We start from the raw sequence: 12268 nt of genomic DNA, 5'->3' as shown, positions 1-12268 counted from the left end.
AGCGCGTGATCATGATCGCGCAAAGGCGTTAGCGCAGCGAGTCGTGGCCCAGTTCATCAGGGAGTACCGCCAGGGTGTCTCGGTGACGTCGCCGGACGGGCGCTGGGCGAGGTGCCGGTGCACGTACCCGACGACCTTGCGCATAAGGGCGAGGTCCGCGTCGGCGAGGTCGGCCTTCTTCGTCCGCAGCAGCCCGACGATGCGCCGCCCGGAGGCGTGTCCGGTCGACTCGCCGCCGGCGGTCTTCTGCCCGACCGCGGTGGAGTCCTCGCTGTCGAGCCACTTCTCCAGCACGGCCGGGGTCATGTTGACCGCGTCGTCGAAGTCGCGGTAGGTCTCGTCGCGATCGTCAGCGTTCACGGCGTAGCGCCTCCGGCTTGTGTACCGCGTCGCGGCCGGTCTTGTCGCTGGTCACGCGGTACTGCGGGTCGTCGTCCGAGGCGGCGACGGTGCGCCCGGCGGCGTCGGCGCGGTCGGTGATCTTCTCCTCGACGGTGCCGTGCACGGTCTGTCCGTGACTGCGCCAGGCCACTTTGTCACCTTTGCGAAGTTTCTTGTGCTCCCCCATGACCGGTTCAGTTTCCCGGCCCGACAGCGCTGAAACCTCGCCGCACTGGACGCCGCCTCCTACTGTGCACGCGGTCCCGTATGGCCGTCCGAAGGAGATTCCATGCACATCACCGCGCATCTGGACGTCGACGTCGTCGCCGTGGAGACCGACGACCAGCTGTCGGTGCTCATCGAGCTGACCGCACCGCCCGCCCCGGCCGCCGCCGGGCCCCGCCCGCCGCAGACGCTGCAGGTGGTGCTCGACCGCAGCGGTTCGATGCAGGGCGCGCGCCTGGACGGCGCGAAGACCGCGCTGATCGGGCTGGTGAACCGGCTCGACCCACAGGACAACTTCGGCCTGGTCGCCTTCGACGACCGGGTCGAGCTGACCGTCCCGGCCAGCAAGCTCACCGACAAGCTCAAGGTCAAAAGGGCCATCGCGGAGCTGCAGGCCCGGGGCAACACCGACCTGTCCGCCGGTTACCTGCGCGGGCTGCAGGAGGCCAAGCGGGTCGCCGGGGCGGGCGGGGCACGGCTGCTGCTCGTCTCGGACGGGCACGCCAACGCGGGCGTCACCGACCCCGACGCCCTCGGCGGGGTGGCCGCGAAGGCCTACGCGGACCAGGTCACCTCGTCCACGCTCGGCTTCGGACTCGGCTACGACGAGCGGCTGCTGTCGGCGATCGCCCGGGGCGGCATGGGCAACGAGCTGTTCGCCGAAGAGGCCGACACCGCCTCCGCGCAGATCGCCGGGGAGGTCGACGGGCTGCTGTCGCAGACGGCGCAGGCGGCGTCGCTGCAGATCACGCTGTCGCCCGAGGTGCGGGCGGTGCAGATCCTCAACGACCTGCCGGTCACGGCGACGGGCAACACCGTGCTGGCCGAACTGGGCGCGTTCTACGCCGACGAGACCCGCAAACTGCTGCTGGTGTTCGACATCCCGGCGATCGCCGCGCTCGGCCTGGCCCAGGTCGCGACCTGCGAGTTCAGCTGGGTCGAGCTGCCGAGCCTCACCCAGCACACGGTGACGGTCCCGGTGCACGTCAACGTCGTGCCGGGTGACCAGGCGGCGGGCCGCATCCCGGATCCGGTGGTGCGGACCGAACTGGCGTACCTGCAGGTCCAGAAGGCCAAGCGCCGCGCCTCGGGGCACCTGAGCCGCAGTTCGGTCCCCGCGGCGCTCGAGGAGATCCGCCGGGCGCAGCGCGCGGTCGACGACGCGCTGGCCGCCGCCCCGGACCACCTGCGCGCCGACCTGGACGAAGAGGCGTCGTCGCTGCGGTACCTGGCCGAGCAGACCGAGCAAGGCATGATCGCGCGCGCGGCGAAGTACTCGTCGTCGGACTCGGCGTACAAGTCCCGCAGCCGCGGCCGGAACCTGCCGCCGGCCTCGGGCGGCCCCACGAACGAGCCGCCGTCGGCCGGGAACGCCGAGCCGGAGCCGCCGAGCAGCTGAGCGGCAGCCGAGTGGCCCGGGTCCGGTCAGGACCCGGGCCACTCGTGTCACGTCGCGCGGGCCTACTCGGTGCCCCAGGTGAGCAGCAGCCAGGCGTCGTCGAGGCGGGTGTCGTCGAAGTGCCAGGTGAACGCGCCCAGCGCGGCGGGCGGGGCCGCCGCGTCGGGCAGCCTGCCCCAGAGCAGTCCGGGCGGGGCGCCGTCCGAGGACAGCGCGAGCACCGGCTGCGTGCCCGCGGCGTCGGCGGTGACGGTGACCGCGGTGGCCGCGCCCGGCTGGGCGTACACCTCGATCCGGCGCAGCACCGCACTGCCGGTGTCGGCCCAGAACGGGTAGTGCTCGGGCCGCAGGGTGACCGTGAACGGGGTGCGGGCCGCCGCGGGAGCGGAGCGGAACTTCGCCCACGCCGTCGGGAAGTCCTGCCGCAGCGACAGCAGCCGCACGTTGCCGACCGCTCCGGCCGCGGCGATGCGTTCGGCCAGGGCCGTCTCGGCCGCCTGGCGCAGCGGCAGACCGCCGTCGCGGGCGGTCATCCGCACGTGCAGGATCACGTCCGGGATCGCCAGGTAGTCGTGCTGGCGCAGCTTCGGCAGCTCGATGCGCCAGGTGCTGATCGCGCCCTGGCCCTCGAACGGCCCGAGGCGCTCGTCGCGGCCGTTCGGCCCGTCGAAGGTGCCCCAGTCGCCGACCGCGTTGCTGGTCGCGATCGACTCGACGCGGCCGTAGCTGTCACGGAAGCGCTCGGTGTCCTCGCCGTCGCGCTCGTACGCGCCGTCGGCCAGCTGCGGGGTGACCCGGATGCTGCTGTGCAGCAGGGTGAGGGTGCAGGCGACGGTGGTCTGCGGTCCGGCGGTGGCGGGCATGCTCACCCCGACGGCACGCAGCCGGCGGAAGTAGTGCCCGGGGTAGTCCTGGTCGAACAGGTCCTCGGTCAGGGTGACCTCGCAGAACCCGTACGTCCGCAGCCGCATGAGCGCCCCGGGGTCGAGCTGGCGCAGGCTGACGTTCTTGGTCAGCTCCAGCTCCCGCCGGTTGAGGTCGTGGTAGGCGTGCTCCATGCGCTTGACGTCGAGCAGCAGCCGCTCGCCCGCCAGCAGCCCCTCCTTGCCGGTGGCGTAGCCGGGCTGCAGGAACGACTGCCCGGGGTCGCCGAGTTCGTACTGCAGCGCCCGTTCGGCCTTGCGGGCGACCTCGGTGGCCAGGCTCAGCCCGGAGTTGTACAGCGCCCGGATCTCCCGGCGCAGCCAGGTGTACAGCGCGGCGGTGCTGGTCTTGGTCGCGCCGTCCACCTTCTCCCCGGCCAGGAACTGCTCGATCTGCTCGGCCTCGGCGATCTGCTGCTGATGGTTGCGGAACTCCTGCTCGCTGGACGCCTCGCGGATCTGCGCCGCCCGCCAGTGCTTGAGCGTGACCGCGAGGTCGGCCAGGGCCTGGTTGCTCTGGTAGGACCAGTCGAGCTGGCGGCGGGCGTACGAGCCGACCTTGCCCGCGACCGCGGCGGTGTGCGAACGGGACTCGGCGCTCTGCTTGTCGGAGGACGCGTGCCAGGACACCCCGGCGGCCAGGTTGCCGCCGCCGAACGAGATGGTGCCGCCGGTGCCGAAGGGTTCGAACCGGGCCCCGAAGGTCGGGATCATGCTCAGCATCGCGGCCAGTGAGTCGCCGTCCATCGCCTTGTCCCGCGACGACTGGGCCAGCTTGAGGAACTCCAGCTCCTTGGCCTCGTACGAGGAGATGAGCTTGCCGTCGGCGTCGGCCAGGTTCTTGGCGATGTCGACCTCCAGCGGCCGCGGCTGCGGGCCGGGTTCCTCGCCGGAGGTGAACTTCAGGGTCGCCATCGCGGCCCGGTCCAGGTCGTCCAGTCCGGGCACGACGATCTCCGCGTCGGGTTTGCCGAGCTGCAGCTCGTAGTAGCGGTAGCGGGTCAGCGCGGACGCGAACGACTTCTGCACGCCTTCCCGCGCCTTGACCGCCTCCTGCCACTGTTGGAAGCGCACCAGTTCGGCGCGCTGGAGCAGGCTGCGCTCGTACCGGGCGCGCAGCGCGTACAGGGTCTCGGCGTCCTGCTTCTCGATCGCCGACAGCAGGTGCGCGCCCAGCGAGCTGACGTCGCGGGCCAGCTCGGCGGCCTTGTGCACGAGCACCGAGAAGCGCACCAGTGGCGCGGGCTGGTGCAGGCCGGCCAGCACCGAGGACACGTCGAGCCCCGCGGCGGCGGCCTTGGCCAGCAGCGCCGGGTCGATCGGCGGGTCGAACAGCGGCAGCTGCCGGAACACGCCCTGCAGGTTCAGGCTGTTACGAATCTTGAAGAGGCGGTCGGCGACGGTGTCCCAGTAGCCGAGCAGTTTCTCGTTGGGCGGCACGCAGAAGTACAGCGCCCCGCCGATGCTGGCGACGGTCTGCAGCGCGGCGGCGTCCGACGGGGCGCTCGGCGGCGGCAGCTTGTCGAACGGGATGTCGACTTCCAGCTCGGTGAACGTGTTGCCGAGCGCGTCCAGTTTGGGGCGCAGCGACTCGTACGACTGGGGCTGCTGCCAGCCCTTGCGCGGCACCGCCTGCGGGCGCGGACCGAGCAGTTGCGCGGCGAGCACGTACAACTGGGTGGCCTCGCCGATCGACTCGCCGTTGTCCTCGGCGAACAGGCGGTCGCCCCAGGCGATGAGGTTGTCCAGGTACAGCATGACCGTCTTGACCATGTAGGCGCTCTGCCGCCACCGGGCCACCACGTGCGGGCGGAACGGGTGGTCCTTCCAGTCGTGGATGGCGGCCAGGGTGTCCTCGAGCAGCTTCTTGTCGGCCTGGGTGGACAGGTTGGCCAGCACCTTCTCGATGCTGACGACCTCCAGCTCGTGGAAGCGGCGCACCTTCCAGAACCGCATCGGCGACGGGTCGACACCGGTCGCGGTCGGGTCGAAGACGTAGTGCAGCCAGCGCTGGCAGTCCTCGTTGCGCTGGGCCCGCATCAGGTGCGTCGCGATGGCGATCGGCACGTGGTAGAACAGCTCCCAGTTGTAGCAGGAGTACGCGCCGGTGGCGGTGAAGTCGAGGTCCTTGACCGGATGGTCGCCGGTGACCCGGGCGCTGGGCGCGTACCCGGCGAAGAACTCCTCGTACAGGCGCGGCCGGGGCCGGCCGTCGGGCAGGGTCTTCACCTTGCCGTCGGGGGTGCGCAGGTAGTCGGTGTCGGCCGCCTGCAGGCCGCTGACCGAGCGCTCCACCAGCTCGTGGATCAGCTCGTGCACGTACGGGTGGAAGTGGCCGAAGAAGCGGTACGCCATTTCCCGCTCGACGACCGTGGTCCGGTTGATCTTGTATGCGCCGAGCTGGCTCGCCAGCGCACTGCCTCCGTGGAACTGCTGGACGAGCTGGTCCTTGGCGATCACAACGCGCCTCCGGAGAAGAAGTGCCCGCCCTGCGGGCCGATGACGGTGTCGCCGAACGCGACGGTCTTGCCCAGCGCGGTGATCTCGTCGAACTTGGGCTCGATCTGGTACAGCACCCGGGGATCGACCTCCCACTGCGGCGGGCCGGGCGGCACCGGCACGTGCGCGACCAGCGGCGGCAGCTCGAAGTGCGGCTCGATCAGCGGCGTGGTGAAGATCAGCCGGTCGCCCTGCTCGATGGTGCGCTCGGTGAGCTGCGGCTCGACCCAGAAGGTGGCGTGCTCGTCGGCGACGAAGAACGGCAGCACCAGGTTGCCGACGTCGGAGGGCAGCCCGCCGATCGGGGTGCCGTTGGTGACCAGCGCGTACTCGGAGATCTTGCCGAGGATGGCCAGCTTGGTCGGGCAGGCGGGCTGCTGCACGTCGTTCTTCGTCGTGATCTTGTCGACGTAGAACGACGACAGCGTGCCGGTGGCGTCCCAGCGGCCCTGGTCACCGTCGGTGATCTCGGCGAACGGCGGCCGCGGCGGCTGCGCGGCGGTCTTCAGCGTCGGCGTCGCGTGCCTGCTGACGACCCGGAACGCGGTGTTGAGCCGCCCGGTGAGGTGGACCCACACGGCCCCGTCGGCGGCCGTGGTCGCGTGCACGTGCTCCTCCTTCGGGTCGAAGGACACCATCGCCCCGAGCGGCACCTTCAGCACGCCGCTCGAACCGGCCGGGCTCCAGTCCCGGCCGAAGCGGTGCGTCCAGCCGAGCTTGACGTTGACCGACAGCAGCGCCGACAGCCCGGACAACTGGCCGAACGTCAACGTCGCCGCGCCCTCGCCGGCGAGCGGGCCGGGGTCGGGCTTGCCGGGCTCGGGCACGAAGGTGACCCAGAAGATGTGCACCCGGTCGCGCCATTTGGCGATGGCGACGTGGTCGCCCTCGATCTCGGCGGTGACCGGCGACCACGGCGTCCAGGACCGGTGCGCCAGGGTCCGGTAGAAGTACTTGTGCGGCGCGGCGAACGTGCGCCCGACGACGTGCACGACGTTGTCGGACGGGTCGGGGGCCTGCTCGACGTACACGGCGCGGATGTCCAGGCGGGCGATCTCGTCCAGGCCGCGCAGGTAGCCGAACAGCGCGTCCTCGGCGTCGTCGTTGGTCAGGTCGGTCTGTGTCAGCGCGCTCTCCAGCTCCTGGAACAGGTGCGTCTTGTCGTCGCGGAACTCCGGCTCCAGCCAGTTCGGGGTCCACACCAGGATCTTCAGGTTGGCCTCGCTGACCCGGTAGCGCTTCATCCAGGCGAAATGCGCCGCGTCGATGACCGACGGGCTGACCTTCGGCTCCAGGTTGAGCAGGCAGCGCTGGATGAACAGCTGCACCGAGGAGATCGCCTGGCGCAGCCGGGAGGTCTGCACCACGGGTTCGGTGCCGGGGTCGACAAGGAAGATCTCGTACAGCTGCTCCAGCCGGTCCAGATCCATCGTCTGCAGCAGGTGCGCCACGAGCGCGTCGCGGCGGGCCTGGCGCAGCCGGTCGGCGATCGGCTTGACCACGGCCCGCCACACCTCGGGTGCGTAGCGGGCGCGCAGGGTGTCGCGTATCCCCTGGGCGACAGCCGCGTCGGGTTCCGGGTCGGCCCAGCCCGACAGCACCGCCGGGCTCACCCCGAAGCGGCCGGCGAGCTGCAGCAGCCGCCACAGCCGGGCCAGGCCGCGCTCGTCGGCCAGCGCGACGGCCTCGACCGGGTAAGGGTCGCCGGCGCCGACGGTGGCGGTGACGCCGAGCAGGTCCATCGCCGCGCGCACCGCCGCCGGGTCGCGGCGGGTGACCGCGCCGACCGCCGAGGCGAGACCGGCGAGGGTCTGCTCCCGCGCGTCGGCGGCCGTCACGTCGCCCGGGAAGGCGCGGCGGGCGGCGGCGAGCAGCGGCGTCAGGTCCGCGCCCAGCTCACCCTTCAGCCGGGCGTACGCGCACAGCCGCAGCACCTGTGCGAACAGCTCGCGCGCCGTGACGTCGGTGTCGTCGGCGGCCCGGGTCGGCAGCTCCCCCAGGTCCAGCCCGTCGAAGTCCGCCGGGTGGGTGAGCAGGTAGGTGGCCTCGGTTGCGTCGAGGCCCAGCACACCGAGCAGCTCCGTGGTCTTGCCCAGCAGCAGGTGCGCCCGGTGCAGCGCGTCCACACCGTCGCGCGGGTAGGTGATCAGCTGTGTGACCGGCCCCTGCGGCACGGTCTCGCCCTGCGCCAGCAGCATCGGCGTCACCGTCCCCGTGGCTCGCACGATGATCGCGTACGGCTGCCCCGCCTTCAGCTCGGTGAAAGCCGACGGCTCGGGCGCGGCGGACGAGGTCGTGGTGTGCAGGAGCGGATCGGCGAGGTGACCGAACCGGACCGACACCAGGGTGCCGACGGGCAGCCCCGCGACCGTGAACCGGTACGGCCCGGTCGCGGGCACCTCGACATGACCGGTCAGCGTCACCGCGCCGCCCGCGCTGTCGGTGCTCAGGCCCGGCCCGGCCGCAGCCGCGTACGCGCCCAGCAGCGCCTGGCCGGGCTGGTCGGGCCGGTCGAGCAGCGCCGTGTCGGTGAGCAGCGCCTCGGTGAACGCGGGCGCGGTGCCCAGGTCGGCAGCAACAGCGGTGATCACGGCCTGCCGGATGAGCCGGTCCCGCAGGTACGGCAGCAGCGCTTCGGCCAGCAGGGCACGCCGGTCGCGGTCCGCGGCGGCGGTCAGCGGCGGTGCGGCGAACAGCGTGTCGAAGTCGCCCGCCGCGAGGAAGCCGGTCTCGCCGACCCCGGGCACCGTGGCGCGCAGCAGGTGCCGGTCGAACAGCGCCCGGCCCTGGGCCTGCACGTCGTCGAGCAGCCCGGCCAGGTACGCGGGCTGCGCCCCGGTGACCGCGGCGAGCAGCGCGGCCCGCTCGCCGTCGCGCAGCACCCCGCGGTGCACCAGTTGCTGCTCCTGGCGCACCGGGTCGTACACGACGGTGACCTGCGGCAGCGCGGCGAAGTCGGCCGGGTCGAGGGCGGCGGCCGGGGCGGCGGGCCGGACCGCGCGCAGCGGCACGGTGTCGGTCCACATGCCGTACAGGGCCTCGGTGACGTCGGCCGGGAACACCAGCGCGAGCCGGGCGCGCAGCACGTCGTCGGTGAACAGCGCCGGGTCGGCGGGCACGGCGTGCTCGGCCCGGATGCGGGTGATCTCCGCCGCGAGGCCGCGCAGCAGCGCGAACGGCGGCTCGGCGGCGGCCCGGCGCGGGCCGAGCGGGTCGAACCGGTGGCGCAGCAGGAAGTTCAGCCGCTCCACGCCCAGCTCCTTGACCGCACGCACCGCCTCGACGAACGCCATGGTCTGCGTGAACGCGTGGTCGTCGGCGAGGTCGGCGACCGGGGCCGCCGCGGTCGGCGTGAAGGGGTCCAGGCCGGTCAGGCCCTTGAGCGCGAGCAGGTCCGCGACCGGCAGTTTCAGCAGCCGGGCCAGCAGCGCGTGCCGGTGCAGCACCGACACGACCGGCATGGTCAGCGGCGCGTCGTCGACGGTGTGCGCGGTCGCCGCGGCCAGGATCGCGGCGATGTCGTCGGCGGTCAGCCGCAGCGCCGACTGCACCGCCGCCAGGTGCGCCTTGAGCGGCACCGACCCGTCCGACAGGTAGTCGCCGAGGGGATGGTCGAACGCCGGGTCGGCGGTCGGCAGCGCGCCGGACCGGAACAGCTCGGTGTAGTGCCGGTCGTCCAGGTCTGCCCACAGGGCGAGCAGGTCGGTGCGGCCGCGTTTGCCGGTCTTGAGGTCGGCCGCGAGCACGTCCAGGTGGGCCAGGCCGAGCAGGGCGCTGCGCAGCGCCGCGCCGATCGTGGTGGCCGTGCGCGGGTCGGGGGTGGTCGGCAGGAACGTCAGCAGCGCCCGGTCGAGGTCCTCGATCGGCCGGCGCAGCCGGCGCTGCAGCCGTACGAACAGGTTGAGCAGCAGGAAGTCGAAGGGCTGCGCCGGGGTGCCGTCGAGGCGGCGCAGCACCGTGTTGGTGAAGCCCGGGTCGGCCCCGGGGTCGGCGAGCACCAGCACGCTGCCGAGGACGGTCAGGTCGACGCCCTGCAGCCAGGTCACGCCCACCGGGCCGAGCTTGGCCTCCAGCGCGGCCTTCTCCTCGGCGGTGAACGGCGCGTGGCCGGCGGCGGCCCGGTAGCGCAGCGCGTCCTCCATACTCAGGTCGAGGCGGCGCAGGGTGGCCAGCCCGGCCAGGCCGGGGTTGGCGAAACCGGTGCGCACCAGGGCGACCAGCTCGCGGTAGGTCACGCCGAGCCGCCGGGACAGGGTCACCGCGCCGGACAGCTCGGTGAGCGCCTGCGTCTCGGTGACGGCGCCGTCGTAGCCGTACAGCGCGGTCCAGGTGGGCAGCGGGTTCGCGGCGGTGAGCAGGCGCAGCTCGTCGGGGGTGAGCCCGAGGCGCTCCAGGAACACCGCGGCCCGGCCGTAGGGTTCGGACCCGGCCGGGTACAGCGCATCGGTGGGGCGCAGCGTGTCCAGCAGCGTCCACAGGGGGGCGTCGAAGTGGTCGCAGAACGCGCGCACCGTGGTCAGGAACAGGTCGAACGGCAGCGTGAGCGGGTAGCGGGCGGCCTTCAGCGTGCTGTACGCCTTGGCGAGCTGGTTGGCCGGTTCGGCGATCAGGTTCTCGCTGGTCGCGTTGCCGGTGTCGTACACCGGCATGCCGGCCAGGGTGCCCTCGGCGGTGTACTGCTCCAGGATCTCGTTCACGATGTCCAGGTAGGGCAGCGCCGTGTTGGTGTTCTCACAGGTCAGCGGCAGCTTCGGCAGGTCCGGGCGGCGCTGCGTGAGCACCTCGTACGGCGTCATCGGCGCGGGTTCGCCGTCGGCCTTCCACGCCGGAATGTCCGCGTACGGATACGGCGCGCCGCCGTGCGCGGTCTTCCAGTCGGCCAGCCGCTTGGCCCACGCCTCCGGCGCGGGGTCGAGGAAGCGCAGCAGGTTCACCAGGTACGCGGCCGGGCCGAGGATCGAGCGGCAGTGGTCGCACTCGCAGAAGTCCATCGAGCCGAACAGCGTCTCCAGCGTCGGATATTGCTTGATCAGCTCGCTCTTGGCCGCCGCGACGGCCTCGACGGGCGGGCTCGCCACGGGCAGCACGACCTCCGCGCCCGCCTGCTGCACCACCCCGAGGAAGCTGTAGACGACCGTGGTGACCTGCTGCGCCTTGCGGTAGATCCGGTCGGCGACCTGCGGCCCGGCGAACAGGTGCGCCTTGGTGTCCAGGAACGTCTCGTACGACACCGCGGTGACGTCGAGCGCCGAGCCGAATCCGGCGGCGAGCATCGCCTGCATCGACTCGTCGTCGGGCGTCACCTGGTAGAGCCGGGCCAGTGTCTTGACCTGCGCGGTCGTCTTGGTGACCTGATCGTCGCCCATGCCGGCGAACAGCTCGCCGCCGTGCTCGGCCAGGAACGTGTTGACCGGCGTACGGCCCAGCGCGAAGCCGTGCCGGTTCGCGGCGGTGTCCAGCACCCGGGCCACGTCGTCGCGGACCTCGTCATGGCGCAGCGCGAGCGCGCCGGTGGCGACCATGTCCCCGATGACCTGCGTCGGGTAGGACAGCCGCACCTTGCGGGCCAGGTCGGCCGCGTAGGCGGTGAGCCGCTCGGCGGTGTCCGCACCGTCGTAGGCGGGCGGGATGAGCCCGTCGAGGCGTTCGGGGTCCTGCCCGGACAGTGCGGTGATCCGCTCGGTCCAGCGGTCGGGCCGGTAGAGGCCGTCGCGGACCAGGGCCGGGCCGAGGTCGGCGGAGCCGTCCACGCCGCGCTGCAGGTCGCCGATCAGGTCGGCGTTGTTGAGGGTCAGGTGCGCCAGCCGGGCGCTGACCCGCAGCGAGTCGGCGGGCAGGCCGCGCCGCTCGGCGGCGTCCCAGAACCCGTCCACGTCCCGGTCCCGGCCGTGTTCGGTGAACAGCGTCTCCAGCACCGAGGTCTGCTCCTGCGGCAGCTTCGTGGTCGCCAGCACATCGCCCCAGCTGGACACTGTGCCCGCACCGACCATCCGCCGCCGGAGCTTCACCGCGTACGCCTCGTGCGCCTGCACCGCGGCCCGGATCTGCTCCTCGTCGAGGCCGACCACCCCGGCCTCGACCGCACCGCGCAACGCGCGGTCCACCGCACCCGCGTCCACGCGGGCCAGCTGCACCGGATCGGTGGGCAGCCCGGCGCGCAGCATGCCGTACAGGGCGGGCGGCTGCACGCCGGTGCCGCGCGACAGCTTGTCAGCGGTCGCGGCCAGCGCCAGCAGCCGCGCGTCCCAGCTGGTCGCCGACGAGAGCAGGGTCAGGTCGTTGGTGACCCCGTCCTCGACCGCGCTGCGCAGCCGCGCGTCGCCCAGGTGCGGGCGCACGTCGTCATCGAGCCGCTCGTACTCGCCCGCCATCGGCCGCAGCCGGGCGGGCACCACGACGTTCAGCGGGCCGTCGAACCGGCCCTGCAGCCCGTGCCGCACCCCGGTGAGGCGGATCTCGCTCGCTTCGCCGGCCTGCCGCACGACGGTCCGCACCCGTGCCGTCTCGGCCGACCGCAGCGTGTCCACGGTGTGCGGGTCGAGCCGGACGGTCGGCTCGTCGTCGGCGCTCGGCGTCCCGGCGCGCGATGGCCCGGCGCCCGGTGCGCGGTTCACCCGGCCCCCGTCGGTGACCGCACGGACCTCCAGGTTGACCGGGCCCTCATGCTGGACCGTCACCGAATACGCGCCGTCGCCGCCGGTCGACGTCTCGGCGAGCACGTCGGCGCGGCCGTTGAACCCGACGCTGACGAACCTCAGCGTCACGTCCGCGGCGGGCCGCCCGTCGTCGAAATAGGCACGGCCACTGATCTGCATGAGCCCCTCTCCTGCCTGTGTCCGGG

Annotated in this window: 5 protein-coding genes; 1 reads left to right on the top strand and 4 read right to left on the bottom strand. The window is 72.6% G+C overall.

From position 1 onward, the window contains the following. Nucleotides 1-9: 9 nt before the first annotated feature. On the bottom strand, nt 10-360 hold the full coding sequence (locus tag AB0B35_RS33700; protein WP_361053372.1) for a DUF3140 domain-containing protein: 351 nt from the start codon (nt 358-360) through the stop codon (nt 10-12). Continuing rightward, complete coding sequence (locus AB0B35_RS33695; protein WP_360535402.1) at nt 350-568, bottom strand: DUF2945 domain-containing protein; 219 nt, start codon at nt 566-568, stop codon at nt 350-352. The genes AB0B35_RS33700 and AB0B35_RS33695 overlap by 11 nt, the downstream gene beginning before the upstream one ends. A gap of 102 nt (nt 569-670) precedes the next feature. On the opposite strand from AB0B35_RS33695, the gene AB0B35_RS33690 reads away from it, so the two are divergent. Then, nucleotides 671-2005, top strand: a complete 1335-nt coding sequence (locus AB0B35_RS33690; RefSeq protein ID WP_361053369.1) for a VWA domain-containing protein — start codon at nt 671-673, stop codon at nt 2003-2005. A gap of 62 nt (nt 2006-2067) precedes the next feature. Here the strand turns inward: AB0B35_RS33690 and AB0B35_RS33685 are convergent, their stop codons facing one another. Both AB0B35_RS33685 and AB0B35_RS33680 read right to left on the bottom strand, forming a co-directional pair. Further along, on the bottom strand, nt 2068-5388 hold the full coding sequence (locus AB0B35_RS33685; RefSeq protein WP_361053366.1) for a hypothetical protein: 3321 nt from the start codon (nt 5386-5388) through the stop codon (nt 2068-2070). After that, nucleotides 5385-12242 carry a neuraminidase-like domain-containing protein gene (locus AB0B35_RS33680; RefSeq protein ID WP_361053364.1) on the bottom strand — a complete coding sequence of 2286 codons (6858 nt, stop codon included), beginning with the start codon at nt 12240-12242 and terminating at the stop codon, nt 5385-5387. Before AB0B35_RS33680 ends, AB0B35_RS33685 begins: the two co-directional genes overlap by 4 nt. Nucleotides 12243-12268: the final 26 nt, after the last annotated feature.

The sequence above is a fragment of the Catellatospora sp. NPDC049133 genome, assembly GCF_040648455.1.
GTDB classification, from domain to species: domain Bacteria; phylum Actinomycetota; class Actinomycetes; order Mycobacteriales; family Micromonosporaceae; genus Catellatospora; species Catellatospora aurea.
This window is presented reverse-complemented; position numbering and strand designations above follow the sequence as displayed.

Excerpts from the sequence above, each read along its gene's own strand:
- AB0B35_RS33690 (WP_361053369.1), top strand. The coding sequence starts at position 671 with ATGCACATCACCGCGCATCTGGACGTCGACGTCGTCGCCGTGGAGACC.
- AB0B35_RS33695 (WP_360535402.1), bottom strand. The coding sequence starts at position 568 with ATGGGGGAGCACAAGAAACTTCGCAAAGGTGACAAAGTGGCCTGGCGC.
- AB0B35_RS33680 (WP_361053364.1), bottom strand. The coding sequence starts at position 12,242 with ATGCAGATCAGTGGCCGTGCCTATTTCGACGACGGGCGGCCCGCCGCG.